Origin of the sequence: Paenibacillus sp. FSL L8-0663, assembly GCF_038008125.1 — a bacterium.
In the GTDB taxonomy this organism is placed as follows: domain Bacteria; phylum Bacillota; class Bacilli; order Paenibacillales; family Paenibacillaceae; genus Paenibacillus; species Paenibacillus polymyxa_D.
The window spans coordinates 4,556,690-4,582,582 of the sequence record NZ_JBBOYM010000001.1 but is presented as its reverse complement, the minus strand read 5'-3'; the positions used below and the strand labels follow the sequence as shown (position 1 = coordinate 4,582,582).

The 25,893-nt window shown below is 46.3% G+C and carries 26 protein-coding genes and 1 pseudogene; 15 read left to right on the top strand and 12 right to left on the bottom strand.

Translation table 11 applies throughout. From position 1 onward, the window contains the following. Window positions 1–30 precede the first annotated feature (30 nt). Window positions 31–834 carry an NAD kinase gene (locus tag MKY75_RS20245; protein ID WP_013372943.1) on the bottom strand — a complete coding sequence of 268 codons (804 nt, stop codon included), beginning with the start codon at window positions 832–834 and terminating at the stop codon, window positions 31–33. A gap of 66 nt (window positions 835–900) precedes the next feature. Beyond that, on the bottom strand, window positions 901–2,196 hold the full coding sequence (ylbJ, locus tag MKY75_RS20240) for a sporulation integral membrane protein YlbJ (protein WP_340886357.1): 1,296 nt from the start codon (window positions 2,194–2,196) through the stop codon (window positions 901–903). Window positions 2,197–2,607: 411 nt separating this feature from the next. Here ylbJ and MKY75_RS20235 point away from each other — a divergent pair, with 411 nt between their 5' ends. Both MKY75_RS20235 and MKY75_RS20230 read left to right on the top strand, forming a co-directional pair. Continuing rightward, the gene (locus MKY75_RS20235) at window positions 2,608–2,985 is read left to right on the top strand and encodes a globin domain-containing protein (protein WP_029518198.1); all 378 of its coding nucleotides are present in this window, start codon (window positions 2,608–2,610) and stop codon (window positions 2,983–2,985) included. A gap of 21 nt (window positions 2,986–3,006) precedes the next feature. Then, window positions 3,007–3,738, top strand: a complete 732-nt coding sequence (locus MKY75_RS20230; protein ID WP_049817024.1) for a DUF2225 domain-containing protein — start codon at window positions 3,007–3,009, stop codon at window positions 3,736–3,738. Window positions 3,739–3,826: 88 nt separating this feature from the next. Here the strand turns inward: MKY75_RS20230 and MKY75_RS20225 are convergent, their stop codons facing one another. Beyond that, a complete protein-coding gene (locus tag MKY75_RS20225; RefSeq protein ID WP_029518200.1) occupies window positions 3,827–4,063 on the bottom strand; it encodes a hypothetical protein in 237 nt (78 codons plus the stop codon). Then, window positions 4,060–4,230, bottom strand: coding sequence for a YycC family protein (locus MKY75_RS20220; RefSeq protein ID WP_014277894.1), 171 nt, complete (start codon window positions 4,228–4,230; stop codon window positions 4,060–4,062). Before MKY75_RS20220 ends, MKY75_RS20225 begins: the two co-directional genes overlap by 4 nt. Before the next feature lie 97 nt (window positions 4,231–4,327). Here MKY75_RS20220 and MKY75_RS20215 point away from each other — a divergent pair, with 97 nt between their 5' ends. Both MKY75_RS20215 and MKY75_RS20210 read left to right on the top strand, forming a co-directional pair. Next, window positions 4,328–6,115 (top strand): M3 family oligoendopeptidase, encoded by a 1,788-nt coding sequence (locus tag MKY75_RS20215; protein WP_029518201.1) that lies wholly within the window; start codon window positions 4,328–4,330, stop codon window positions 6,113–6,115. Between the two features lie 261 nt (window positions 6,116–6,376). Further along, entirely contained in the window at window positions 6,377–6,778 is a 402-nt protein-coding gene (locus MKY75_RS20210) for a hypothetical protein (RefSeq protein ID WP_029518202.1), read from the top strand. Between the two features lie 144 nt (window positions 6,779–6,922). On the opposite strand, the gene MKY75_RS20205 is transcribed toward MKY75_RS20210, so the two are convergent. Together MKY75_RS20205 and MKY75_RS20200 are read right to left on the bottom strand one after the other, a co-directional pair. Further along, a complete protein-coding gene (locus MKY75_RS20205; protein WP_013311861.1) occupies window positions 6,923–7,159 on the bottom strand; it encodes an alpha/beta-type small acid-soluble spore protein in 237 nt (78 codons plus the stop codon). 90 nt (window positions 7,160–7,249) lie between these two features. Continuing rightward, window positions 7,250–8,215, bottom strand: coding sequence for an aldose 1-epimerase (locus MKY75_RS20200; RefSeq protein ID WP_029518203.1), 966 nt, complete (start codon window positions 8,213–8,215; stop codon window positions 7,250–7,252). A 454-nt stretch (window positions 8,216–8,669) separates the two neighbouring features. Here MKY75_RS20200 and trpS point away from each other — a divergent pair, with 454 nt between their 5' ends. Further along, window positions 8,670–9,659, top strand: a complete 990-nt coding sequence (gene trpS, locus MKY75_RS20195; protein WP_340886354.1) for a tryptophan--tRNA ligase — start codon at window positions 8,670–8,672, stop codon at window positions 9,657–9,659. A gap of 43 nt (window positions 9,660–9,702) precedes the next feature. On the opposite strand, the gene MKY75_RS20190 is transcribed toward trpS, so the two are convergent. Next, complete coding sequence (locus tag MKY75_RS20190) at window positions 9,703–9,870, bottom strand: hypothetical protein (RefSeq protein WP_007431986.1); 168 nt, start codon at window positions 9,868–9,870, stop codon at window positions 9,703–9,705. A gap of 121 nt (window positions 9,871–9,991) precedes the next feature. Between MKY75_RS20190 and MKY75_RS20185 the strand changes: the two genes are divergently transcribed. Beyond that, entirely contained in the window at window positions 9,992–10,213 is a 222-nt protein-coding gene (locus tag MKY75_RS20185) for an alpha/beta-type small acid-soluble spore protein (protein WP_013311857.1), read from the top strand. Window positions 10,214–10,468: 255 nt separating this feature from the next. Here MKY75_RS20185 and MKY75_RS20180 read toward each other — a convergent pair whose 3' ends face one another. After that, complete coding sequence (locus MKY75_RS20180; protein WP_039272715.1) at window positions 10,469–11,452, bottom strand: metal-dependent hydrolase; 984 nt, start codon at window positions 11,450–11,452, stop codon at window positions 10,469–10,471. A gap of 203 nt (window positions 11,453–11,655) precedes the next feature. Between MKY75_RS20180 and cyoE the strand changes: the two genes are divergently transcribed. Then, window positions 11,656–12,600: a heme o synthase gene (gene cyoE / locus MKY75_RS20175; RefSeq protein WP_013311855.1), complete on the top strand. Its 945-nt coding sequence runs from the start codon at window positions 11,656–11,658 to the stop codon at window positions 12,598–12,600. 89 nt (window positions 12,601–12,689) lie between these two features. On the opposite strand, the gene MKY75_RS20170 is transcribed toward cyoE, so the two are convergent. From MKY75_RS20170 to MKY75_RS20160, 3 genes and pseudogenes are all read right to left on the bottom strand, one after another. Next, window positions 12,690–13,034, bottom strand: coding sequence for a toprim domain-containing protein (locus MKY75_RS20170; RefSeq protein WP_029518206.1), 345 nt, complete (start codon window positions 13,032–13,034; stop codon window positions 12,690–12,692). A gap of 166 nt (window positions 13,035–13,200) precedes the next feature. Continuing rightward, a pseudogene (locus MKY75_RS20165) lies at window positions 13,201–13,269 on the bottom strand (YjcZ family sporulation protein); the annotation flags it as partial. A 184-nt stretch (window positions 13,270–13,453) separates the two neighbouring features. Continuing rightward, window positions 13,454–14,623, bottom strand: coding sequence for an MFS transporter (locus MKY75_RS20160; RefSeq protein WP_029518208.1), 1,170 nt, complete (start codon window positions 14,621–14,623; stop codon window positions 13,454–13,456). A 223-nt stretch (window positions 14,624–14,846) separates the two neighbouring features. Between MKY75_RS20160 and MKY75_RS20155 the strand changes: the two genes are divergently transcribed. From MKY75_RS20155 to MKY75_RS20125, 7 genes are all read left to right on the top strand, one after another. After that, window positions 14,847–15,329, top strand: a complete 483-nt coding sequence (locus MKY75_RS20155) for a hypothetical protein (protein ID WP_340886351.1) — start codon at window positions 14,847–14,849, stop codon at window positions 15,327–15,329. Window positions 15,330–15,345: 16 nt separating this feature from the next. Continuing rightward, the gene (locus tag MKY75_RS20150; protein ID WP_318627989.1) at window positions 15,346–16,497 is read left to right on the top strand and encodes a transglutaminase domain-containing protein; all 1,152 of its coding nucleotides are present in this window, start codon (window positions 15,346–15,348) and stop codon (window positions 16,495–16,497) included. Window positions 16,498–16,517: 20 nt separating this feature from the next. Continuing rightward, entirely contained in the window at window positions 16,518–18,602 is a 2,085-nt protein-coding gene (locus tag MKY75_RS20145) for a peptidoglycan D,D-transpeptidase FtsI family protein (protein ID WP_069012605.1), read from the top strand. Window positions 18,603–18,779: 177 nt separating this feature from the next. Further along, window positions 18,780–20,858, top strand: coding sequence for a peptidoglycan D,D-transpeptidase FtsI family protein (locus MKY75_RS20140; protein WP_340886349.1), 2,079 nt, complete (start codon window positions 18,780–18,782; stop codon window positions 20,856–20,858). An 82-nt stretch (window positions 20,859–20,940) separates the two neighbouring features. Then, on the top strand, window positions 20,941–21,690 hold the full coding sequence (locus MKY75_RS20135; protein WP_061829851.1) for a Cof-type HAD-IIB family hydrolase: 750 nt from the start codon (window positions 20,941–20,943) through the stop codon (window positions 21,688–21,690). A gap of 51 nt (window positions 21,691–21,741) precedes the next feature. Continuing rightward, window positions 21,742–22,221 carry a DUF456 domain-containing protein gene (locus MKY75_RS20130; RefSeq protein ID WP_340886346.1) on the top strand — a complete coding sequence of 160 codons (480 nt, stop codon included), beginning with the start codon at window positions 21,742–21,744 and terminating at the stop codon, window positions 22,219–22,221. 138 nt (window positions 22,222–22,359) lie between these two features. Then, entirely contained in the window at window positions 22,360–23,994 is a 1,635-nt protein-coding gene (locus MKY75_RS20125; RefSeq protein WP_340886343.1) for a putative polysaccharide biosynthesis protein, read from the top strand. 17 nt (window positions 23,995–24,011) lie between these two features. On the opposite strand, the gene MKY75_RS20120 is transcribed toward MKY75_RS20125, so the two are convergent. After that, window positions 24,012–25,301 (bottom strand): DUF2515 family protein, encoded by a 1,290-nt coding sequence (locus MKY75_RS20120; RefSeq protein WP_340886342.1) that lies wholly within the window; start codon window positions 25,299–25,301, stop codon window positions 24,012–24,014. A gap of 239 nt (window positions 25,302–25,540) precedes the next feature. Here MKY75_RS20120 and MKY75_RS20115 point away from each other — a divergent pair, with 239 nt between their 5' ends. Further along, a complete protein-coding gene (locus MKY75_RS20115) occupies window positions 25,541–25,885 on the top strand; it encodes a thioredoxin family protein (protein ID WP_029518216.1) in 345 nt (114 codons plus the stop codon). Window positions 25,886–25,893: the final 8 nt, after the last annotated feature.

Sequence of the window (25,893 nt, the reverse complement as noted above, 5' to 3'; positions counted from 1 at the left end):
AAAGAGCCAGAGTCGGCTCTTTTACAGGTTCTAATTAAGAAAGGCGTTGCGTACTCGATCCCAAAATGGGAAAGGACGGTAACGAGCGAAGCTGATCTTCTGACTTGCGACCTGACATCGAACAGAGATTAAGTCATCCACAGGAAAGTTCAGGTGATCTACTGTCAATAAAAGACGCTGATCTTTCCGTGAAAAAATATCACAATGATGATGTTTGGGCAGTAGCAATGGCGATCCTAGTGTCCGATACACGCGGTTATTAATGGAAGCGATCTCAGTCAATTGCAATGCTTCAATGGTGGGATGAACCATAGCTCCGCCAAGTGCTTTATTATAGGCGGTCGTCCCTGAGGGGGTAGAAACACATATACCGTCACCGCGAAACATTTCAAAGGTGATATCGTTAATATCTACTTGGGCAACGACAGTGCCATCCACCCCTTTTAACGTAAACTCATTCAAGGCAATAAAAGAAGCATTGCCTGATTTCTTGTGAATTTCCAACTCAATCAGTGGATACTTAACGATTCTCGGGTTAAGCGGTCCCTCAGATCCGCTTTGGCTCATCAGGTGGATTAGCTCCTCCAGCTCGTCCGCACGCCAATCGGCGTAAAAGCCTAGATGACCGGTATGTACACCAACAAAGGCAATATCCGGAATGCGGTCGATGAAGGTATGAAACGCATGAAGCATTGTACCATCGCCTCCAATAGACACGACGATTTCCGGCGATTCGGCATCCAGCTTGAAATTCTTTTCTTGGGCAAGACGGTGAAATTGCTGACTCAAGTCCATGGAGTGCTGATCCCCGCGATCCAGAACATAATATCTCAAGATGAAAAGCTCCTTTGTCATGGGTATATATCGATCATAATCAATTATGAGCAAGAACACAATCGTTCATTGCCTGTGTGTTCTTCTCAAACGTACGTATAAGCGACGGGTACCCACACTCAACCATGAGAGACTAAGCATTCCAGCCAGTATAAAGCCAAGAAACAGCAGACTTTGCAACAGCATGGCGGACGAGAAGCCAGGGGACCATACGATGTCGTATATTGGAAAAAAGACTGGAGAGCTTCCCTGTCCCATCAGAGGCTGCCATAACACGAGAGCGAGCAGTGCCGAGATGAAGCCGTGCGCAGCCCGGGCCAACAAAAATGGCATATAACGAAGATCCGTCATATTTAAAATACTTGCAACCTGCGCATGAACCGATAGCCCGCCCCAGGAGAGCACAAAAGCGGCTGCGGCTACCTTGAATGGTATCGCTGCCGTGGCTTTACCTGCGGCCTGCGCTCCTAAAGTGACTTCGAAAATACCACCCACGATGGACTCCGTTAACGTAGGAGGAAGACCACATGCAGTCAAGAGGTTTGCCGTAAGCAGATGAAGCCCGCTCATTAAACCGGAGTTCGTCAAAGCTTCTAAAATGACGCAGAAGAATACAACTAGCCCTCCTACGACAATAATAAGGCGTAGGGAGGAAGTAATCGCCTCACGGAGTAACTCACCCAATGGACGACCATCTTCCAAACGAGCTGTATGCATGGCATATAATGCTTGGCGTAGGGGTCCAGGCTGTCTATTGCGACCAGCAGCTTTTGTATTTGTGGACTTCGACCAGGCTTTTGGAGTAGGTTGAGGGCGGTCGCTGCGAGTATCTGTTTCCCCTGAACGGGAACCGTGGAAGCGCATAAGTAGCCCGATGATGAGCACACCACCATAATGAGCCGCGCCCAGTACGAGTGCAATTTCTGGTTGATGGAAGAAGCCAACGGAAACCGCACCGATCAAGAATATCGGATCAGAGGAAGTCGTAAATGCGACCAAACGCTCTCCTTCAATGCGTGTGATCCATTTTTGCTCCCACAGCTTGGCTGTTAGTTTAGCTCCAATCGGGTAACCGGATGCACAGCTGACCGCAGCGACAAAACCTCCACAGCCAGGTACACGGAATAGAGGCTGCATCAGCGGATCCAACAGCGCACCTATGAAATGAACAATTCCGAAACCGAGGAGAAGCTCGGAAATAACGAAAAACGGGAATAAAGACGGAAACAGCACGTCCCACCAGATGGCAAGCCCCCGAAGCCCGGCATTCAGAGAAGATTGCGGGTATACAGCCATAAGTATAAATAGGAATAGCAGTGAAAGGATGAGCAGAGGAAGCGAGTAACGACGGTATAGCGACATAGAGGCCCCTCCTTTGGAGTTGTACTATTATACCTATGTCGGGGATGGACAAAGAGTACAAAAAAATAAAGAAAACGGTTACATTTGTTGCTGTATTTTTGTAAAGAGTATGTTAAAATAGGAAAACAACGATCCATAACCTTAAGGATGGAGTGATCAGGATGAGTATCGTTGCCGGTCTGTTCGTATGTGCTTTTGTGTATGTTATTCGTGCCTCTCTCGTCCATTCCGGTGAAGAGGATTGGCGGAGTTATTAATTGTATTTATAGAATGACGAAGCTATGTGCAACGAAGCACATCCTCTTCATATGTTAAATTGATAAAATGGCGCTTATTTTTAGCGTCATTTTTTGTTTTTTGTTATAATACGGGTGTATATTTATTACCATAGCACAGAAAGTTGGAGGAAAAGTGAACCCTAGCCTGAGCATTTATGACAACCTTGGGGGCGCGGAAGGTATTCGTGCTATTATTGAGGCCTTCTACCCGAGAGTTTATAAAGATCCGTTGTTAAGTCCCCTGTTTCCTAAAGACATGGAACCGGTTAAGGAAAAGCAGTTTATGTTCCTGAGCCAGTTTTTTGGAGGACCGTCCCTTTTTTCTGATGCATATGGTCATCCAATGTTACGTGCGAGACATATGAAGTTTCCCGTAACGGAGGAGCGAGCAGAGGCATGGTTGTCTTGTATGGCAGGTGCGTTAACGGATACGGGCATTGAGGAGCCGCTTCGTTCCATCATACTTAACCGTTTGTCTGGTCCTGCGCATCATTTTGTAAATACCCCGTAAGCTTGCGGGGATTGCCGAATTTTGGAGAGGGTTGTAAAAACATTGGAACTTGAACCGTTATATCAGATTAAAATCACCTGCACACATTGTGAAGAAGAATTTCAGACATCTCGTGTCAGACCAAGCCTAAAGAAGGCCATTCGTACAGATTCAGATTTTTGCGCTTATTATAAGAATGAAAATCCGGATTTTTATGTCGTAAGGGTCTGTCCTCATTGTGGGTTTACCTCGACAGAGCACTCTACCGTTCAGTTAAGCGATCAGCAAACCAAGATTTTTAGAGATAAAATCGGTAATCGCTGGCAGTCTCGCGAATATGGCGGGCATCGTAGCTGGGAAGAGGCATTAGAAACGTATAAACTGGGTTTACTCTGTGCCCAGGTCATCGGAGAAAAGGAACGCGTAGTAGCCAGTCTATTACAGCATATCGCATGGATGTACAGATACCAGGGAAATGAGGAGCAGGAGCTTCGCTTTCTCAAATTTAGTCTGGATTCTTACGTTCGGGTTTATGAGCTGGAGGGTGTCGGGGCGAATAATGCCAAACTGCTGTATCTGATTGGTGAATTGCATCGACGTACAGGGAACTTTAACGAAGCGGTACGCTGGTTTTCGCGTGTCATTAATGACAAAAAGATTATGGATGCAGCCATGATCCGGGCTTCCCGCGAACAGTGGTCTGTACTGCGAGAACAAATGATGGCTAAAAATTTCCAACTGCCGGAGGAAATGCAAGACGCAAGCTCCTCCTGAAGAAATAAAGGTGTGCACTATGGCCGATTTAGGCTCATGGTTCACACCTTGTTTGTAAAACGGGTTATATTCTCTTACAACTCATGAATTAATGATGACGCAATGTGGTATCTGACAGCAAATAATCGTCATCACAATCCACTAAAGTAACCTTGTTATGGCAACATGGAAACACAAGCAGCTTTTTCATACCTTCGTGTATGAGCTTAAGTTCTTTAGGCTTCAGGGGCAGCAATACATTATCCTGGTCGCAAAACGGACAAGACTGTACATAAACGTCTCCCATGACGATGTCATAAGGCCAGGTTTTATGAAAAGGGATCATGATTTGTCCGATTCTCCGCCGTTCGGGTCAGCGGTTTCTTCTTTAGCCAGTTCGGCCAGCTTTTGCATCAAAATGTGCTGGGGTGTATGCATAAGGTGTTCCAGCGGAATACCGAGCTTTTCGGATAATTTCACAGCCGTTTCCGGCGAAATTTGTAAGGGTCTCATTCTGTTTTCCTCCCAATTGTAGTGATTTACTATCACGATGTAGCTTTATTGTATATGAAACCACATGAATTCGCCAAAAAAGAAAGGTGGAACTATTATGAAAACACCGTTAAAGCAAACATGGGATCTGGAATCTATTTTTAGCGGAGGGTCTTCCTCTGCCTCATTCCATGCATTTTTGGAAGAATTGGAAAGCAAGGTCCAACAGCTGCAGTCCCAGCTTAAAGCAGCTAAAGTACCACAAACGGTATTGGATACCGAGCGTCTGGATAGTGTATTGAGTAGCATCCAGGAGCTGTTTAATGGCGCGTCGCAGGCGGGTTCCTTTGTCTCTTGTCTAACTGCTCAAAACCAGCACGACAAGCTGGCTGTTCAACTGGGGGCGCGTGTCAACACGCTGTATGCCCAAGGGAAAAGTGCTTTAGTATCTTTCCAGAACTTGCTGGCACAAACCAGTGAAGACATTTGGCAGAAATGGATGGAGCGCGAAGCTATCCAGCCGATTTCTTTTGTCCTGAACGAATATCGGAACGAAGCACGTGAAAAAATGGCTCCTGAGCTGGAAAGCCTTGCATTGGATCTGGCAGTGGATGGCTACCATGGATGGGGCGACTTCTATGATACCATTGTCAAAAATATGACGATCCCTGTACCAGAAAATGGCGAGATCGTAAACCTGTCTGTAGGTCAAGCAGCTAATAAGCTGGATGAAGCAGATCGCAGCGTACGTAAAGATGTGTTTGCACGTTGGGAAGAGGCATGGGCTCAGGTAGAGGACTATTGCGCGGATACATTGAATCATTTGGCAGGCTTCCGTCTGAAGCTATATGAAAAACGAGGCTGGACAGATGTGCTTAAAGAACCGCTGGAAATCAGCCGTATGTCCGCACAAACGCTGGATACGATGTGGCAGGTTATTAATGAAACAAAGCCTATTGTAGTTAAATACTTGGAGCGGAAAGCAAAGCTGCTGGGCTTAGAGAAGCTGTCCTGGCATGACGTTGAAGCTCCGCTGGGAACATCAACCACTAAAATCCCATACGACGATGCTGCTGTAACGATTGTTGAGCAATTTGGTAAATTTAGCTCGAGAATGGCTGACTTTGCCCAAATGGCTTTTGAGAAAAGTTGGATTGAAGCAGAGGATCGTCCTGGCAAACGTCCGGGTGGTTTCTGTACATCTCTGCGTCTAAGCAAAGAGACCCGTATTTTTATGACCTATGCCGGATCACCATCCAACGTTTCGACACTGGCCCATGAGCTCGGACACGGTTATCACCAGCATGTGATGAATGAATTGCACCCATTGAATCAGAATTATGCCATGAACGTAGCTGAGACGGCGTCGACGCTGGCAGAACTTATTGTATCAGATGCTTTGCTGGAAGCTGCCGAGGGTCAGGAGAAGGTAGCTTTGCTGGAGGATAAAATTCAGCGTGGTGTAGCCTTCTTTATGAACATTCATGCCCGTTTCCTATTTGAAACCCGTTTTTACGAGTTGCGGAAAAAAGGAGTCGTAGGAGCACAACAATTAAGCGAGTTGATGGAACAAGCGCAGCGTGAAGCGTTTAGTGGTATCCTGGATGAGGCTCATCCTCATTTTTGGGCATCCAAGCTGCATTTCTATATTACGGACACTCCTTTCTACAACTTCCCGTACACATTCGGGTATATGTTCAGTGCAGGAATTTACGCTTTTGCGAAGGAAAACCCTGACGGCTTCGCCGACCAATATGATGCCTTGCTGCGTGATACAGGTCGCATGACAGTCGAAGAATTGGCTTCCAAGCACTTAGGTACCGATTTAACACAGGCTGACTTCTGGCGTAATGCTGCGCAAGTTACTGTTCAGGATATTGAGCAATTTTTACAAATGACAAAATAACGGATTTACACTTTTGAAAGGTCTCCTATAAGGGAGGCCTTTTTTGTAATTTTTACAGAAGATGATGAACAAAGTCGCAAAATGTCGAAGTGTAATTAACATTACCTGTTGGCGAAATTTAAAATGATGGATATACTTAGAAAATAGTTATAAATACCCAATTATGTTGGTTTTGATTGTAAGGTTAAAAATCTTCGCATATAATTGAGCCGTAAGACCTATTAATTATTTTCGGACAAGGTATATAGGAGGGTTTTTGTAATGGATGAAGTAGGTCAATTGTCGTTGGCAAGGCAGATGGATATCGTTTTAAAAGAACTGGATAATGAACTGGCGGGTTTGTCGTCAGGCATCGTATTTGTACAAATACGTAACAATGTAGTTGGGAAGTTTGGGATTCGCCATAATCCGCTTGCAGGTAAGGGTGGCACGTTAGCAGCAGTAGAACCGGGGTTATCAGCAAAGCATCGGGAGGATTTTCGGCGTATGGCCCTAGAAACGCTAAATCATAAGCGTAGCTGGACTCATGGTGAGATTGCTTTCGATTTTGCTATCAGACAAGGAACGATTTTGGTAGATGCAACACTGGAGTCCAACTACAACATGGCGAATCTCATGATCCGCTACAACAAGCCTACATACCGAGCGGCTAATTCGGAATAATCATCAATATGAGGATTTTGCAAAATCCTAATTTAAAAAAGAGAAAAGGCGGCCTTCCTAGGGAAGACCGCCTATGTTATATGCCCGTTATAACGCATTTTGGTAAATTACGATGAACGGAATGCTCATGTGGAATAATGACGCTTATTGACCTGAACGTCCTGATAATTGCTGTTCGGCCAGCTGTACCAAGCGTTTAGTGATATAGCCTCCCAGAGAACCAGCTTCACGGGATGGCATGTCACCGTAGTAACCGTCTGCCGGAATGGTGATGCCCAGCTCTTGTGCAGCTTCATATTTCAATTGTTGCAGTGCGTTGTTGGCTTGAGGAACAACAAGGTTGTTACTGCGACGACTTCTGCCTTGATTAGCTTCATTCATGTGTAGTCACCTCCTTCGGCTGTGATGAGGTTAGTATGCGACAGAGTTATGAAAATATGCGCCGAAGGAAGGAAAGTGACTAGAGGGAAATTACGGATATATGATATGAATCTGAGTTTTGAGATCGATGGATTGCTTAGGCTCCAGACGGATCAGCCCGCCTCCTTCAACAGGATCAGGTAAATTAGGAGCATCTGACAGCCAGGTATAAGGCTCAATGCAAAGATACTGATCGCATTCACCTTTGGTGTATAACACCCAATACTTAAAGTATTGCTCATCTGCTGTGTAGCGGATTTGATAACCATCATCACGAGTCAAAAGAGCTACAGCAGGGCCTTCCGTTGCCCGCAGCAACGTATCTAGATTCGTTCCTTTCAGAGAAAGACCCGAAGAGAGCTGTTCCAAGTCATTCAACGAAGTAATGATACCTGTAGGTAGCTGTTCAGCATCCTGTTCATATACGCCGTTTACAGGTAGCTTTAGGCGCCAGCGCTCAGGTTCTCCGTCCACCATAAACCAAGTGTGATATCCCAAGCCAAATGGGGCTGCTTTTTCACCCAAATTGGTTACGCGCAGTGTTTGACTTAATATAGCACCCTGCAAGCGATACGTCATCTCCAGACGCAAAGGAATGGGGAATTGTTCCATCCAGTGCGGATCACTTTCTGTCAAAAGCTCGGTAGTGACACTGCAACCTTCTTCATCCTCTTCAATATCACTGCAGCGCCAGGATTGATTACGATGCAGACCGTGTATATGGTTGTCATTGGCTGTATTTCGGTCGAACTGGTAAGGAACACCGTCAAACTCAAATTGTCCTTTGCGAATTCGGCCAGGAGGAATCAAAATGGGCAAGCCAAAATGATAAGGCTTTTGTAAATAAAAAGCCAATTCTTCCTCACCGGGCCGACGTACGATATCCCTGTCGAGCTTCAGATCACGCACTGAGATAATATTATTCCCGAGGCGAGGGATCATCGTAACTTCCAGTTCACCACTATGTAAAACATACGTGTCGTAACCGTTCCAGTGTTCTTTGGTCACTTGTTTCATATCCATGCTCCTTTGTCCACTATAATCGGTTGAAGCTTCGTGTCATTATGATAACAGATTTTTGATCGTAGGGCACAATCGTCATTTGACAATAACATTATGCGGAATTATCATTAATGTAGTTTAGAAAGTAATGACATGGATAACGCGATGATGAGGACAAGTAAGCTTTCGCATAAGCTCTTCAGAAAGCCGGTGGTGGATGGGAACCGGTGAGCCTGCATTGCTGAATGGACCTTGGAGTGCCGCACAGAACAGGATTTTACAGTCCTCAGTATGACGGCCGATTGCTCCCCGTTAACGGAGCTTTAAGATTGCAATCAGTCATGGGGCATAGCTCCGACAAGCAAAGGCTGACGGCAATGAATAAGGGTGGTACCACGGTCTCGCGTCCCTTGAGGATGCGGGGCCTTTTTGCGTTCTAAAATATTGAAATAATCGGAGGAGGAAGAATATGAAAACTGTACTTTCAGGTATTCAGCCTAGCGGACAACTTACTTTGGGCAACTACATTGGTGCAATGAAAAACTTTGTCAAATTGCAAGAGGATCACCAATGTTACTTTATGGTTCCAGATCTTCATGCGATTACCGTACCGCAGGAACCAGCTCAATTACGCGAGCAGTCGGAGGCGGTAGCGGCATTATTTATTGCAGCGGGTATTAACCCAGAGAAATCCAACGTCTTTTTACAATCCCATGTTCCTCAGCACGCTGAGCTGGGATGGTTGATGACAACACTGACGAATATGGGCGAGCTGGAACGTATGACTCAGTTTAAGGACAAGGCTGCTGGCAAGGATTCCGTAGGAGCAGGGTTGTTCGTATATCCGTCGTTGATGGCAGCTGACATTTTGCTCTACAACGCGGATCTCGTCCCGGTGGGCGAAGATCAGAAACAGCATCTGGAACTGACACGGGATTTGGCTGGCCGCTTTAATCATCGTTATGGAGATTATTTTACAATTCCCGAGCCGTATATCCCTGAAGTAGGGGCAAGAATTATGTCCCTGGATGATGCATCCAAAAAAATGAGCAAGAGTAATCCGAATGCAGGCAGTTTTATTGCGCTACTGGACGAACCGAAAGTCATACGCAAGAAAATCAGCCGCGCTACGACCGATTCTGGCAGTGAGGTTAGATATGATCTGGTCAATAAACCTGAAATTAGTAATCTAATGAGCATTTACAGCCAGTGTTCCGGTTTGTCGCTCCAAGAAGTGCAGGATCGTTATGAAGGCCAAATGTACGGGACATTTAAAAAAGAACTGGCAGAGACGGTTGTGGCTATGCTTGAACCGATTCAGCAGCGCTATCGCGATATCCGGGAATCCGGTGAAATTGGACATATTTTGGCCCAATCCGCAGAGCGTGCACAAGAAGCTGCTGAAGTCACGCTGTCTGCGGTCAAAGAGCGCATGGGCTTTCTGCCACGTCTACGCTAAAGCATATTGAGGCGAAACGAATTAGGCCTTTTATAGGATTGGATTAGGAGCGGCGTTGTCGGGCTTTGACCACGAAACCCCAGCCAATATTGCCGACAGATAATAGCCCCAGTAGAATGGCAAGCCATGCGGAATAACTGATGGATATAGCGGCTGCGGTCAGCAGGACAATGGATGAAACGGCGAACCATAGGGATAAACCTTTGCTCATTGGTAAAAACCTCCAGTGTTCGAATGTTGAATTTCAGGAATAAGTAGTTGTAAGCGAGCCATAATAATCTTGCAAGCTTGCAATGAACCTCACTCACAAAGAACTGAAAGGAGATTCAAATATGAGCAGACGTCGTTCAAACAACCTGCAAGTACCGCAGGCCAACGCCGCTTTACAACAATTAAAATATGAGGCAGCTCAAGAACTTGGCATCACCATCCCTCAGGACGGTTACTTCGGTAATGTTGTTTCCCGCGAAACAGGTTCTCTTGGGGGATATATTACGAAAAAGCTAGTCCAACAAGCAGAACAATCCTTGTCGGGCAGCAGCCGTTTGCAGTAATACACATAAACACTCCATCTTGGAAGCTGTATTATGAGCAACTGTCATGAAGAAAATCCGGAGCGATCATGCTCCGGATTTTTTTTACGCATGGCTTATGACCATTGTGAATCACGCAAGTCCGCTTCGTCAAGAGGGCGCTTTCATGAGATGTGATTTTTGGCGCGAATGGCCAAAAAAACAGCAAGCTCCCAGATTAAAGGGGAACTTGCTGTCTCTTGTTCATACGGCTGGTTGTTAGCTTGTAAGCAGATTTTAATTCGTATGCAGGGAAAGGCGTTTTTGCATCTTTTCGTCACTGAGCCATCCGATATAACTGTTGATCAGCCCGAACTGCTTATCCATCGCGACCACAGCCACGAATGGATATTGCCTCCGGTGTCGATACCTCACGTCTCCCCATCGCACAATGTAGCCCCATTCCAGTTCTTCCACCTCGGCAACAGCAAAGGAGGAGAAATAGCGAAATGCCTGCACATCGCGATAGGATTTGGATGCTTCTACGGCAGGATGTGTGGATGGAATTGCGTGTTTCGTCCAAAATAAGTGCGAGCCATTTAATCCGCCAATGTCATAACTTCCATTCTGATGAGCTTTTACCACATGCCACCGGTTCCATGATACGGTGGGAATGATATAATAATTGTCGCCCTCCTGACGCTCGTTGTCCATATTACGTACCGCTTTTCTGGTTATAAAATGACTCCAGGTTCGCCAAATGTAATACAGGCCAATAATGACGTACAGCGTAATAAATAAGGGAGCGGGTGGAATCAATCCGGTGATCCACAGCATAATCGCAGCAACATGGGTGCCAAAAATAAAGGGATCGAAAATATGGATGATATTCCAAGATATCCACTTGTTTGTAAACGGCCGGAATGCCTGTGTTCCGTACGTATTAAATAAATCTGTGAATACATGCAGGCAGACGGCAATCGTTACCCATAATGCTACATGACCTGGGGGCACATCTCTGAAGATCAGGCAAATTAGCCCTGTTATGGACAAGATCCATATCAACCAGAAGGGAATTGAATGCGACAGTCCACGGTGATTGCGAATGTAGGCTGCATTATTTTTCAACCGAAGCAAAGTGTCAAAATCCGGAGCTTGTGACCCTACAACTGTAGCGAGCAGCACCACTGCGGCCAACTTTGGATCTCCGGCGACGACAGGGTCAGTGTAGGCCAGACCGGCCAATCCGATTCCCATGACAAAGTGTGTGGCTGTATCCATATCTGTCGCTCCTTTTGTATTGTTTCCTGTACTTATTACTACCCAAATTTACTGTAAACGATCAGCAGGGGCGATTTGCCATCGGAATTGTGAACGTTTTGTGCGTTTTCTGTCAAACTTTTTAGGGTAGGTATATGATAAAATTTATATCGGAGTTCAACTTACTCCCGAATTCATACATCTCTAAGGGGGAGTTACTCACAATGGATAATATAAGTTATAAGACTTCTTCGGATGCGGCTACCTATTCTGTAAAATCTAAACCACCCGGCAAAGCGGGCACTTGGAAAGATTTTATTACAGTTACCAAGCCAGGCATCCTTCGTACCAATCTGGTTGCAGCCTTTGGTGGTTTTTGGTTAGCATCGCAATGGGACGTTGACTATATAAAGCTAATTCTTACACTTTTAGGTACAATGCTGGTTATGGCATCTTCATGTGTTTTTAACAACTATTTTGACCGTGAGCTGGATTTGAAAATGGAACGTACACGTAATCGCTCACTGCCAACAGGGCGTCTGACCCCTACAACGGTGTTGTCATACGCTATTATTTTGGGTGTTGTCGGGTTAGCTGTTCTATTCTTCTTCTCTGGTGTAAAGGCAGGATTACTGGGATTACTTGGTATGTTCGTCTACGTCGGTATTTATACACTTTGGTTAAAACGTTCATCTACATGGAGTACATCCATCGGCGGTATTTCTGGTGCAATGCCTCCTGTAATTGGTTATGTGGCCGCTTCGGGTCGTATTGATATGGGCGCTTGGCTTTTATTCGCTCTCCTGTTCTTATGGCAGCCGCCTCACTTCTGGGCACTTGCTATTCGCAGAGTTGAGGAATATCGCGCAGCAGGATTTCCGTTGTTGCCAGTCGTAAAAGGTATCCATCGGACAAAGATTCAGATGATTCCTTATATTGTATTGCTGATTCCGGTACCCATCCTTATGTATGCTTATGGATATGCCGGTATGATTTTTATGATCGTGTCCGTGTTACTGTCCGTGCTGTGGGCATTCTATGCCTTTAAAGGTTTTACGATTAAGGAAGAAGAAACGGATTCCTGGGCCAAAAAAGTATTTTTCTTTTCCATTAACCATCTGACACTCAGCTTCTTGCTGATGATCGTCGATACGGTTCATAAATTCTAATGTCATTTTAGAGGCATTTTATAGTACACCATATAGCTGTCCAACAGGCATGAAAGCGGCCTGAGGACAGCCTTTTTTGTTATTCAAGACTAAAGAACAGGTGGCGGGTATATAATGTATTCTTCCAATCCTGCTTTTTCCAATTGAGCGATCACATATTCGTCTGGAGTCCCTTCTACGCCAGCGTATCCTTTGCGGGTATACATATGGTAGGCATCTGGAAAAGAGTCTGCAAGCACACCCCTTATTTTTTTCCCTGAGCTGTCATTGTCCATAAATAAATATATTTCGTCGTGCTTGGCTCGCTTGTGGAGGGATTCCAGTTTTATAGAGTTTAGTGTGCCGAAGGTGCATAAAATGTGAACCTCCGGGTCAAGTAATCGGCGAAGTTTGCTGCGGTCATTTTTCCCTTCGACGATCACGGTTATCGCCATTTAAGCTCACCCCTTGTCTGATACATATGCTCGAAATTCCCCGGGAAATGAAGAATATGAGTATAGTGTAGCTCCAAATAGGGTTCTCATGCAAAAAATAACAAAATAGCCTGCCAGAAGTGGCAGGCATGGGTACAAGGGACAACATGTTAGGGCAATTTAGACATTAAAACCAGCAAGTACGGAGAATGATGACGAGCAGAATATAAAGAACAAGAATGGTGCCAGTTGAAGTTCCAAAAACAGGGCAAGGGCTTACAGGATGACAGTGGCTCACAGGCTGCACCTCCCTTTATTAGTGAATGTTCAGTCAAAATAGTCTATGTGGATAGGGGTATAGTGTACTGTGCATCTGCCCTCTGGAACGGCATTTTGGGCTTTAAAGATAGCATTTTAGCATACCCACTGCCTCAGACTAGCTAGGAATGATAAGGTCCTGTGGCAGACAGTGGCGGTGTCGGAGATATGCGCTTAACGGGAACGAATAGCAGGCCAGCCATCAGAATCAGAAATGCGATAAAAAAAGGGGATATGTGATCCGGAAGCTGACCCGCCAGTACAGGCCCGGCAAAGGAGCCGATTGACGTTGCAATGGATTGCAGGGCAAAGGTTTTGCCCAATCGAGCACCTCCAATTCGTATGAAGAGAGAGGCCAGCGCTGGAAAAATGATGCCTTTGGCTGTTCCCAAAATAAACAGGATGATGCCTATTGTCGCTTCGGGCGTGGTGGCGAGTGCATAGAAGCTTAAAGACATCAGAATAATGCCACAAAGTAGCCTGACCATCGGTGAATATTTGTTCAGAAAAAGCAAACTAAGCGTACAGAGTGCTCCCAAACTGATGATGGAAAAAAGCAATCCGGTGGACATCATGGACGCAGAACCGTTATTTCGTAATGGGATCTCATAAAATAAAATGCCTTGTGCGCACGCCAAAACAAAAGGTAAAAGCAGGTAACGCCAATTGAATGGTAACCGCGTCTGTGCTGCCGAGAGTGGAGCAGGTGTCGTATGACCATCAGATAATTGGGCCTGCGGAGCGGGTGCTTTTTTGGGTAAGGTGAAATAAGCCATAAGCCCCGTGATTACGAGAATGATGCCAAGGGAACTAAATGTCTCGCTAAAGCCAAAACTGGCTACGATAAATGCGCCTGCGGCTGGAGACAGAACAGAGGCCAACGTATGGACGACACCATGCCCCGACATATATTTACCCTGCGTAACCGGATGATCAGACAGTTGCGCCAGCATGGCCAGACAGGCTGGAGATAAAAAAGCCAACACATAGCCACTAATCGCACGCAGAAAAAGTAATTCCCACGGTGTATGGATGTACGATTGAATGATCAGGATCAGGCCTGCAGCTGTCAGGCTGAACATAATATATCGGCGACTGCCGTGTTTGTCGACTTTGGGACCTGCCATCAAATTGCCAGGCAGGTGAGTCAGAGAGTAAATCCCCATCATCCAACCGATAAAGGTAGGAGCTGCCCCCAGAGAGATGGCGAATGGCGTCAAAATAGGATATTGCGCATGCAGATCAAAAAAGGCAATGAACAAAAAGAGATACAGCCAGAGGGCTGTTTTCATGTGAATGACCCCCTTTCCTTAATGTAAACTTTCATGTTACTTCGTATTGGCCCTTCCTAAGTTGTACGCTGGATTGGACGAACATAGACCACTTTGTATGGACAAGAATTGAAAGACAAGGTATGTATAAGACCTAAGCTGACAGGACATTGCGTAATCATGTATAATTACAGAGACAATTTTGCAATTCGAATCATGTAGTTGAAAACGGGAGTGTAGCGAAATGGATAAGGGCGTCTGGAGAGAGTTTTTGGAACATAATTGGCAGATTGTTCAAGATAATTGGCTGTATATATTAATTGGGCTTGTCCTATTGTTAGTCATATTGAAGGTTGTAAGAACTCTCATAAAATGGCTGATTGTCATCGTCGTAATTGCAGGCTTGCTTATCTACAGTGGCATTTCCTTTGAACAGGTCGGCAAGATCGTTACTCAGGCAAAGGATGATGCGATTAACAAGGTTCAGAGCGAGGCCTTGAACATGATGATCAAAGAGGGACGGGATGCCCAATACACATCCAACGCGGATGGTACGTTTTCGGTAACCAGCTCCAACTTGGAAGTGAAAGGTCCATTTGATGGTGACAAGGTCAAGGTATGGTTTCAGGGGATGTCGCTGGGCGAGTGGAGTATGGGCGATACCGTCAAGAAATATATCGAAGGTGCGAAAGGCTCGGCTGTAACACAGTCGCCACAGTCGCCGTAGAGACAGGAGGAACACAATGAAACCATCCTGGCTGGAGCCTATTCTTCATTGGAATGGCGTGACGGTGTTTTTAATTGTCATTGTACTGCTGTCGTTGATTCAGGGCTGGAGACGAGGAGCTTCCAGATCTGTAGGGGCGCTGTTTAGTCTTATTGTGGATGGCATACTGACTGTAGCGGGTATTTTGTGCTCGCTCGGATTAGCCATGTGGCTTTCACCGAAGGTGCAACAATGGCTGGCAGCTTACATGGAGCATTTGCCACAGCGAAAACTAAGCGGGATTGAGCAATTTTATTATACGCTTGTGGCGGGGATAGAGGGTTTTCCGCTGCTGCGATTCGCCGTATTGTTCATGCTCAGTTATGCTATTGCCCAGTTTATACTGCGTGCCATTTATGTGTTGATGGTAGGTGGAAAATCAGATTCCTCTCTCCATGAGCATCCCCAAAAATCGGGCTTTTTCAGCAGGGTGGCAGGGGCTGGAATAGGTACTCTTATTGGTGGAGCTCGCGCCATGATAATCATAGCCCTGCTGTTCATAGGCGTAAGTCTGTACCCAGACAGCGGGTTTAGCAGCTACGTACAAGCTTCACCGATTTATAAGCAAGGTGCGCAATCGGTCATTGAGCCGTTGTCGGGGACTCTGATTAAGGATAAGCTGCCCGTATTTACGCAGGCTGTTACCAAGGAATTGAATGGTATCATGCAGCGCAAATATGAAATAATCGACCGGGACATTCCAAGCGATATCGTTCAGGCAGCGGCCAAGATTACAGAAGGGGCTAGCGGTGACGAGCAAAAAGCTAGAGCGTTGTATGAATGGGTAGGCACCCGTATTAGCTATGATTACAGTAAGGTCGAAGCCTATGAGCAACGTGGTGACTGGCATGAACAGACTCCTAGAGATACGTTTGATACACGTAAAGGAGTGTGCATTGATTATGCCCGCCTGTACTCAATGATGGCTCGTTCGCAGGGGCTACAGGTCAAGGTGGTGACAGGCCTTGGGTACAACGGACAGGGAGGATACGGGTCCCATGCCTGGAATGAGGTATATTTGAGCGGACAGAATCAGTGGGTACCGCTAGACCCGACCTGGGCGCAAAGTGGGGACTGGTTTAATCCGCCTGGTTTTGCCCAAACACATATCAAGGATAAAGTGATTTAATAAGGAGTGGAAAAGGGCACATGAGAAAGATAGACAACGAGCAGGGAACAGACAATGGGACGTCTGATCGAAAAAGATTCAGCTTTCGGATCAATCTGTTCTTTTTCAGCTCGTTCATTATATTTACAGTCATCATTGTAAGATTGGCGATACTTCAATTCGTGGATGGACCTCAGCTCAAGCAGCAGGAGGCCAGTAATGTTACCAAAAATGTACCACTTACGCCGATTCGCGGAACGATTTATGATTCCACCGGGCAGAACAGACTAGCGTATTCTACACCTGTACAATCGCTGTATATCACGCTCTCCAAGAACTACAGTGATGGTATGGAAGAAAAGCGTGATAATGACAAAAAGCTATTGCCTGAGCTGGAGAAAATGACACAGAAGCTGGCGAATCGCTTTGCTGAATATGGGAATAAAGATGAGCCGAAAATGACGGCAGAGCAAATTATGGACGCTATGGACCGTAACTATCAGCGATTTAGCGGTTTTACGCCGCGTCTGATTAAAACGAATCTTAACAAAGATGAAGTGGCCTATTTTATGCAGCATAAGAGTGAGTTCCCGGGCATAGATGTCGTAGAGGAAACGGTACGTCATTACGATCCAGATACGGTAGCTGTCCAAACGGTTGGCTACATTAAAAGCTATAAAAGTGCGCGTGAAACGTTGGATAAATATAAGAATATTCAAAAATCCATGTCAGCTGAAAATGATCCGGGCCTCATTTATATGGATAACGAATCTGTTGGCTTTGATGGACTGGAATATCAATATCAGGAACAGTTACGAGGGAAAAATGGCTATAAAACGGTTCCGATTGATCCACGCAATATGCCGGAAGGTGTAGATTCTGTTACTCCTCCGCAAAAAGGAAATAATGTATATTCTACGATTAACAAAGAAATTCAGGTTAAAACGGAAGATGCTATTATGGATCAATTGAGATGGCTCCATTCACACGCTGTATCTGGCAAGACCCATCCTTATGCTAAAACAGGCTTTGCTGTGGCTATGGAAGTGGATACAGGAAATGTGGTGGCGATGGCTAGTATGCCGGATTATGATGCTAATTACTGGCAGACCGGAAATATATCTAGTGATAATTATAAGAAAATACAAAATGTATACTTGAATGGTACTATTCGCTCCTTTGGATCGGGCCAATCAGGTCAACATCCAGAGTCGGTTGTCCTACTTGGCTCCACCATTAAGCCGCTTTCTGTGTTAGTAGGACTGGAGGAAAATCTATTCAGTACCTCATCGTATTACCAGGATACAGGAGCGGCTTACTTTGGGCGTAATAATTCGTCACGAGTTCGGAATTCCTCGGGTCATGTGTACGGCGGGTTGGACCCAGCTTCTGCCATTCGGCATTCCTCCAATGCATTTATGGTCGATATGGTGGGCAAAAGATTGTACAACAAATACATTAATAATGCCAAGGAAGATCAAGGTGTGAATGTATGGGACCGCTACATGAAGGAATTTGGACTAGGTGTTTCTACGGGTGTAGATTTACCAAGTGAATGGTCTGGACGCAGAGAGTATGCTCATAATTCGAAAGAGTCTTCATTATCTAAACTTGCATATGCTTCTTTTGGTCAGCAGGGTAAATATACAACGCTTCAGCTTGCACAATATACAGCAGTATTGGCTACCAAGGGCAAACGGATGGAGCCACATTTGGTCAGCCAAATTAAAGATACCAACGGTAATGTAGTTCAAACGTTTAAGCCAAAGGTGCTAAATGAAGTGAAATTCCCGGATGCCTACTGGAATGAGGTAATACGCGGGATGGCAACAGATGTCAGCGCATTTAAAGGTTTCCCTTATGACTTTGCTCGCAAAACAGGGACATCGCAGCAAAGTGTGGGCAGAGAACTAAAAGATAACGGGGTATTTATTGCCTTTGCTCCACGTCAAAATCCCAAACTTGCAGTAGCGGTTGTTATTCCTGAAGGGGGCTTCGGGGCCTGGAGCGCCGGACCTGTGGCACGTAAAATCTTTGATGCCTACGACGAAGTTTATGGATTGGACGGGGTACCTAAGAAAAAGGATGCCACAGCAACCGATCCTAACGCAATCAAACAGCCATAATCATTTTATACGATATCATTTCATAAAAGCTTCTCTTAGCCTTTGGGCTGAGGGAAGCTTTTTTATGTTTTTTCTATGTTTTCTTACAAAATTGTCATCTCGGAATTCATCGTTTATGGCTTTGGATATGGTAGGATCAGGAATATACCCTATTGGAAGGAGTAATGACAAGCTAATATGGACAGAGGAAGTTTGGATAAAAAGTTTTCATTCAAAAAGAAAAATGTTGAAGAGAATGAAGAGTCACGAAAAAAACGGACGGTTTTACGAACCAACCTGCTGTTTTTTAGTGCTTTTGTGCTGTTTGCCCTGATCATTACCAGACTAGCTGTATTGCAGTTTGTACAATCGGAGGAGCTGAAAGGCCAGCAGCAATCCATAAATACGAAAAATGTCCCGTTAGCCCCGAGTCGCGGCACGATTTATGACTCTACAGGTACGGTTAAGCTGGCGTATTCGACTTCAGTACAGTCCTTGTATGTAACTTTATCTAAGGATTATAGCAAACGTACGGAGAAAGATCGGAAGCCGGGGGAAAAACTGCTCCCTGAGCTCAATGCATTTGCTGCCAAGCTTGCTGCCAAATTAAACGAACTGGGTCGTACCGAAGGAGAGCAGCTTAATGCAGAGGAAATAAAAAAGAGACTGGACCCGGACTATAATCAATATAGGGGATTTACCCCACGTTTGGTCAAATCCGACCTGAGTCGGGAGGAAATCGCTTATTTTCTGGAACATCGGACAGAGTTCCCTGGTGTAGAGGTTGTAGAAGAAAGTGTACGCCATTATGACCCGGATCGGGTGGCGGTACAAACGATTGGATATATGTACAAGTTCAAAGGAGCTCGAACGAACCGGCCCAAATATAAAGAGCTCTATGAAGCGAATTCGGAGGTTTTAAAACCGGCACAGGTTTATTCGGAAAGTGAAACGGTCGGATATGATGGCTTGGAGCTTCAGTACCAGGACGAGCTGAGAGGGAAAAACGGATATAAAACGGTAGAGGTCAATCCTCGCAGCATGCCGGAGGGCATTGAATCCATTACTCCTCCGGAAAAAGGACATCATTTATATTCCACCATCAACAAAGAAATTCAGCAGAAAACCGAACAAGCCATTATGGATCAGCTTGGCTGGCTTCATACTCATGCCGTATCGGGGAAGCTTCATCAAGACGCAACCACTGGCTTCGCTGTAGCGATGGAGGTAGAGACCGGAAATATCGTGGCAATGGCCAGTATGCCGGATTATGACTCTAATGTATGGAAAAGTGGAAGTACCTCACCTTCGGTATATGACGAAATTCAGCATAAAATGGGAAATGGAACCATTAAATCCGTGCCTAGCGGAAAAGCGGGTCCACATCCAGAATCCTCAGTGCTTCTGGGTTCAACCATTAAACCACTGACCGTGCTGATCGGGTTGAAGGAAAACTTTTTTTCTCCCGGACAAACTTATCTGGATACGGGAAGTGCGTACTACGGCAAAAATCGCTCCAGCCGGGTTGGAAATTCTAGCGGGCATGTGTATGGTTCTTTGACACCTAGCAGGGCAATTGAGGTCTCGTCAAATACGTTTATGGTGGATATGATCGGCAAGCCGCTGTATGCCAAATACGGAAGTAATGCAGGGATGCATCAGGGAATTGACGTATGGGACAAATATATGAAGGAATTTGGATTAGGCGTACCGACAGAAGTAGATCTGCCGGGCGAGTGGGCAGGCAGACTTGAGTATACGAGCAAGCATGAAAGTGCACTGACACGTTTGGTACAGGCATCCTTTGGTCAGCAGGGAAAGTATACGGCCATGCAATTGGCCCAGTATACGACTGTGCTGGCAACAAAGGGCAAGCGTATGCAGCCTCATTTGGTCAGCAAAATTGTAGATGATCAGGGGAATCTTGTACGTGAATTTAAGCCGAAGGTACTGAATGAGGTCGCTTTTTCAGATACGTACTGGAATACAGTGATTCGGGGTATGGCTACCGATGTTAAAGCCTTTAACGGATTTCCTTATGACTATGCCCGTAAAACAGGGACTTCTGAGCAGGTGGTGGGACGTACGGTTAAAGATAATGGGGTGTTCATCGCTTTTGCTCCACGTCAAAATCCGAAGCTGGCGGTAGCGGTCATCATTCCTGAAGGGGGCTTTGGTGCGACGAGTGCGGGACCGGTTGCGCGTAAAATATTCGATGCGTATGACGAAGTTTACGGGCTAGATGGTACTCCTAAAAAGCCTGTGGCAGCAAAGTGAGGACTTGAATACTTTTGTGGGCTTCTCTTTTTCATGGTAAAATGTCGTTGGACATAAGGGACATACAGGAGGAAGAGAGACTATGGGAGAAAACCAATATAAATACAAACTGCTTGCGCTCGACATGGATGGAACTTTACTGAATGATAATCATGAAATTTCCCTGGAAACGATTAACTGGATTAACAAGGCGATTCAGGAAGGGATTCATGTATGCTTATCCACCGGACGTGCTGCCATGCATGCTCTGCCTTACGGTCAGCAACTCGGCCTGGAGACACCCATGGTAACCGTAAACGGCAGTGAGGTGTGGAAATCACCCCACGAGTTGTGGCGCCGGTATTTACTTGATAAGGAGCTCGTTCGCAAGATGCACCAGATTGCCGTAGAAACAGGCTCTTGGTTCTGGGCTTACTCAACGGAGGAATTATATAATAGGGATCGTTGGCCGGATACATTGGACACACAGGAGTGGCTCAAATTCGGTTATAATACGGAAAATGACGAAATTCGCCACCAAATTTTGCTTAAGCTTCAGGACATGGGTGGACTTGAGATTTCCAATTCTTCGATGACAAATCTGGAAATTAACCCAGCTGGTATATCCAAGGCCAGTGGAATCGCTGAAGTGTGCGACCTGCTTGGCATTACTCTGGAGCAGGTGGTTGCCGTTGGCGACAGTCTGAATGACCTGGCTGTGATTCAAGCGGTTGGACTGGGCGTAGCCATGGGGAATGCTCAGGATACAGTAAAAGAAGCCGCTGATGTGGTCGTGGCTTCGAACAATGACGACGGCATTGTAGAAGTGATCCGCGATTATGTGCTTGTGTAATAAAACGAATGATGCAGCAAGCAGAATAAATGGACGAGAAGGAGGAGGCCCATGGACATTGTAGGCTGGATTGTTGTTATTGTGCTATTCATTGTGGGCATGGCCGGGGCGGTATATCCCGTATTGCCGGGGGCGCTCGCCATCTATTTTGCATTTTTTGTATACGGCTGGTTTTTCTCGTTTGCTCCATACAATGCACTGTTTTGGATTATACAAACACTAATCGTCGTTGCCCTTTTTGTTGCGGATTATGCTGTGAATGCGTGGGGAGTTAAGCGATTTGGTGGCTCGCGCCTGTCAGCGATACTGAGTACTATCGGGATTATTATTGGCCCCTTTGTTATTCCGGCATTTGGCCTGATTTTGGGACCATTTATTGGCGCTGTGCTAGGTGAGCTGATAAGCAAAGCCCCGCTGGACCGAGCTATTAAAGTGGGCTTTGGCTCTGTGTTAGGCCTTTTTACCAGCACCGTGATGAAAGTGATTTTGCAGCTTGCCATGATTATTGTATTCTTAATTTGGGTGTTATAACCCGAGATTCATTTTCGTTTATTATGATTTGCAGAGACAGAATCGACATGCGGCTCCGCACCGGTGATGGCTCAGGCCATGACAGTTTGTGCGGGGCTTTTGCATGCGTGTGAACAGCAAGAAAGAAGGGAACGCATTTTGTCCAATAAAGAAACATTCCTTAAAGGTACGCTTATTTTAGCCGCTGCCGCCTTGGTGGCCAGAGTGCTTGGTCTGGTACAGCGTGTTCCACTGGAGCATCTGCTCGGTTCCGTCGGGAACGCCTCGTTTACCATTGCGAACAACGCTTACTTGATGCTGCTCACGGTGGCTACGGCCGGCATTCCAAGCACATTGAGCAAAATGGTTTCAGAACGTTATGCACTGGACCGACCTTCGGAAGCGCGACGTGTGTATCGTGCGGCTTTGATATTCGCGGCTGCGGCAGGCATTATCATTACAGCGCTGCTGTATTTTGGAGCGCCTTATTTTGCCGAGCATGTAGCAGGGGTTCCGCAATCCGCTTTGGCCATTCAGGCTTTGGCGCCAGCATTACTGCTGTTCCCTGCCATTGCTATGATGCGTGGATACTTCCAAGGGCGCGGTAATATGACCGCAGGGGGTATTTCACAAATTGTGGAGCAGGTTGCACGGGTAGCGACCGCTATTATACTCGCTTTTATTATTTTGAAGCTGGGTTATGGAGATCGCGAGGTTGCAGCTGGGGCCTCCTTTGGGGGTGTCATGGGAAGTCTTGGCGCTCTGGCGGTCATGTTGTACTACACGGTAAAATTGCGTCGTCAGGATCGACAGGATCGTCAAGATCAATTCCAAGAGGAAAGCTCCGCGCTACCGATGATGCGCATTTACAAAGATATTTTCAAGCTTTCCATTCCAATTGTATTGTCGTCTCTGACGGTTCCGGCGGTCAACTTTATTGATACGTCGATTGTGGTGAGACTGCTATCTGGTCAAGTGGGATTGGATCAGGCGACTACTCAGTTGGGTTATCTAGGCTCTCGGGCACAGAGTGTGGCGGGAATTCCGCCGATTTTGGCCATTGCGCTCAGTCAATCGCTTATTCCGATCATTTCAGCGGCATTTGCCCGTAAGGATGAGCAGCATTTACAAAATCAGATGACGCTGGCTTTGCGTATCTCTATTTTGACTGGAATGCCGATTGTGCTGGCTTTATGTGTGACCGCTTATTCTATTAATGGTTTACTGTTCAGCTCGCTTGGAGGCAGTGGTATCATCGCTGTTCTGACACTCGGAACGATATTCCAGATTACGATGATGACTTCTAATTCAATACTGATCGGTATGGGCAAGCCGCGTATTTCAATGGTTAATGTCATGGTCGGTATCGTCGTTAAGTTTGCAGCGAGCTGGCTGCTGGCTGGTTGGCTTGGGATTTACGGGATCATTGCCGCAACCGGATTATGTTTCCTCGTGATCACGTTGCTGAATTTGCGTGTGCTTAAAGGGATCGTCTCCTTTTCCATCATGGGCCGTCGCTGGGCAGGGTTCTTAACCGCAGTCGTCGTCTCGGGAGCTATCGGATACGGTGTAAATGAAGCCTGTATTCTGCTGGTGCATCTGATGCCTGCGCGTGTAGCCTTCTTCATCGCATGCTGCATTGCCGGAGCGACTGTACTGGTATGCTACTTGGTGTTGCTGGTTGTATTGCGCGTATTGCGCAGGGACGAGCTGGGCAACTATCCACGTATGTTGCAAAAGGTACTACGTCCGTTAATGCGCCTACAGGGTGAGTCCACAGGACAACGAGGCTAAAAGAGTCCTCGAGTCTTTCAGTGGAAAGGTTGCAGGCTGTTATGGGCAACGTGGGCCATCGCTGTTTTTTGGATGCTGTGGCGATGCTCGTGGCGCATGGCAAATAACAGCGGTCGCCTTGGTTCGCTGAGATGCCCGAGTGTGGAGCCGTCCTGAAACCAGTCATACCGGGGAATTGGATCATAAGCTGTATCGGACCAGACGGCGTTCAGCTCCGGGCTGTACAGACGTTGTCCTGGCGGTAGCCATTCATGTGCTAAAAGCGTTGCACTTTCATCTGGAGAGTGCAACGCTTTTTGTTCATTCGGTGTGAACAATCCGGGCCAATAGTCGCTACGTGAACCCGTATGCGGCACACTGTTAGCGAATGCTGATGCCTGATCCAGCACCTGCTGATGGCCGAAGAGCATAGCATAGAGACTTTTGCCAAAGCCGATCCGCTCATCCAAATGGCCGAAACGCTCCATCACTAGTCCAGCAAGCCCACCGTTCAGCCCAAGTGGAAATATAACCTGATTAAGCTGGAGCCAGTCATGCAAATAAAAGCCCGGCTTGTGTGTCACAAATTTTTGAAAATACGGATCTTTTACTACACGTCCTTCAATATAGTTTTGTTCATTAATGATGAGCGCCACAGTCAACAGAGAGCTATCACGCCATGCCCAGAAACGTTCCCAAAAGGGCTTCATGAATGGCGAAACGTGAAAATAAGGCAACAAATGAAAGCAACTCCGACCCAAATGGCGGCTGTGCATGTAAAGTTGCAACTGCGGATAAGCGTCTTGAAAAATAAGGGCGTTACAGCGCTCCAGTAGCCGATACAGCCATTCCTTTTCCTGCTCGCCGAATAGGTTGTCAATCAGTCCCCCTTTCAAATCGGTCATATGATAGCCGCCATTACGAGAAACCAGGTGGGCCAGTAATGCCCAGTGTAACTCCGGGTAGCCACGATAGCATTCAAGGTAAGCGGCAGTGCGGGTGACGTTGCTGCGATTCTCCTGTGCTGTATCATTCTTGATCCGCTCCAGCAGCTCACAGTCTGTTTCGCATAAGGGCATATTCAGAGAAGAGGGACGCGTAGCGGGTCCGTTCACCAACATTAACGCTTCAGCTTCATTCATAGCGGCCTGTGCCGTATGATAATCCCACGCTAGTTCACGCAAGGGGTAGCGTAATTTGCGGGATTCGGTCCAGGCTGCCCGTTTGCCTTCCCAAGCTTCCTCAGCAACACGGGGAACGGAACCCAGTAACTTTAGCCCTCCCTGAAGCTGTCGAGATGCCGTATGGAGCCATTCGGTAAGAGACATGACTAAATAACCTCCTTTCCAACTGCAAGCATCCCCGTATCCTGCCAAGTAAGTTGGGTATGCTGTTAGGATGTCGTCGTTTATGTGGTGGATTCTTAAGTATATCTTTAGTATGCCTCAATGAGAGGGCTTCCAATCGGCATGTGAGCAGAATGGGGGAGTGTGCAAAAGCTTCACTTGGCGTTACAATAGAAAGTGCAATCTTTTCAGTATAAAAAGAATTTAAGGAGGAATCATCCATGCAAAAAATCGTCTCTCATGAAGACTTTAATAAGGCAATATCCACTCCGGGCGTAACGGTGGCTGTATTTAAGGCGGACTGGTGTGGGGATTGTCATTTCATTGATCCGTTCATGCCTGATGTGGAACAACAATATGCAGATAAGCTTACATTAATTGAGATTGATGTAGAACAGGCCGAAAGCGTCAGTCAAGAGCAGAATGTATTGGGGATTCCTAGCTTTATCGCTTACAGTGAAGGGCGAGAACTGGTACGTCTGGTGAACAGACTGCGCAAATCCCGCGAGGAGATTGAGCAATTTTTGGATCGGGCTGTTGAAGTCCATACGAGCTTGGCAAAATAATGAATGCT

Excerpts from the sequence above, each read along its gene's own strand:
- MKY75_RS20115 (WP_029518216.1), top strand. The coding sequence starts at position 25,541 with ATGCAAAAAATCGTCTCTCATGAAGACTTTAATAAGGCAATATCCACT.
- MKY75_RS20225 (WP_029518200.1), bottom strand. The coding sequence starts at position 4,063 with ATGATCCCTTTTCATAAAACCTGGCCTTATGACATCGTCATGGGAGAC.
- MKY75_RS20160 (WP_029518208.1), bottom strand. The coding sequence starts at position 14,623 with ATGAAAACAGCCCTCTGGCTGTATCTCTTTTTGTTCATTGCCTTTTTT.
- MKY75_RS20205 (WP_013311861.1), bottom strand. The coding sequence starts at position 7,159 with ATGAATGAAGCTAATCAAGGCAGAAGTCGTCGCAGTAACAACCTTGTT.
- MKY75_RS20145 (WP_069012605.1), top strand. The coding sequence starts at position 16,518 with ATGAGAAAGATAGACAACGAGCAGGGAACAGACAATGGGACGTCTGAT.
- MKY75_RS20130 (WP_340886346.1), top strand. The coding sequence starts at position 21,742 with ATGGACATTGTAGGCTGGATTGTTGTTATTGTGCTATTCATTGTGGGC.
- MKY75_RS20120 (WP_340886342.1), bottom strand. The coding sequence starts at position 25,301 with ATGTCTCTTACCGAATGGCTCCATACGGCATCTCGACAGCTTCAGGGA.
- MKY75_RS20180 (WP_039272715.1), bottom strand. The coding sequence starts at position 11,452 with ATGGATACAGCCACACACTTTGTCATGGGAATCGGATTGGCCGGTCTG.
- MKY75_RS20155 (WP_340886351.1), top strand. The coding sequence starts at position 14,847 with ATGGATAAGGGCGTCTGGAGAGAGTTTTTGGAACATAATTGGCAGATT.
- cyoE (WP_013311855.1), top strand. The coding sequence starts at position 11,656 with ATGGATAATATAAGTTATAAGACTTCTTCGGATGCGGCTACCTATTCT.
- MKY75_RS20210 (WP_029518202.1), top strand. The coding sequence starts at position 6,377 with ATGGATGAAGTAGGTCAATTGTCGTTGGCAAGGCAGATGGATATCGTT.
- MKY75_RS20135 (WP_061829851.1), top strand. The coding sequence starts at position 20,941 with ATGGGAGAAAACCAATATAAATACAAACTGCTTGCGCTCGACATGGAT.
- MKY75_RS20150 (WP_318627989.1), top strand. The coding sequence starts at position 15,346 with ATGAAACCATCCTGGCTGGAGCCTATTCTTCATTGGAATGGCGTGACG.
- MKY75_RS20140 (WP_340886349.1), top strand. The coding sequence starts at position 18,780 with ATGGACAGAGGAAGTTTGGATAAAAAGTTTTCATTCAAAAAGAAAAAT.
- ylbJ (WP_340886357.1), bottom strand. The coding sequence starts at position 2,196 with ATGTCGCTATACCGTCGTTACTCGCTTCCTCTGCTCATCCTTTCACTG.
- MKY75_RS20170 (WP_029518206.1), bottom strand. The coding sequence starts at position 13,034 with ATGGCGATAACCGTGATCGTCGAAGGGAAAAATGACCGCAGCAAACTT.
- MKY75_RS20220 (WP_014277894.1), bottom strand. The coding sequence starts at position 4,230 with ATGAGACCCTTACAAATTTCGCCGGAAACGGCTGTGAAATTATCCGAA.
- MKY75_RS20200 (WP_029518203.1), bottom strand. The coding sequence starts at position 8,215 with ATGAAACAAGTGACCAAAGAACACTGGAACGGTTACGACACGTATGTT.
- MKY75_RS20185 (WP_013311857.1), top strand. The coding sequence starts at position 9,992 with ATGAGCAGACGTCGTTCAAACAACCTGCAAGTACCGCAGGCCAACGCC.
- trpS (WP_340886354.1), top strand. The coding sequence starts at position 8,670 with ATGAAAACTGTACTTTCAGGTATTCAGCCTAGCGGACAACTTACTTTG.
- MKY75_RS20215 (WP_029518201.1), top strand. The coding sequence starts at position 4,328 with ATGAAAACACCGTTAAAGCAAACATGGGATCTGGAATCTATTTTTAGC.
- MKY75_RS20190 (WP_007431986.1), bottom strand. The coding sequence starts at position 9,870 with ATGAGCAAAGGTTTATCCCTATGGTTCGCCGTTTCATCCATTGTCCTG.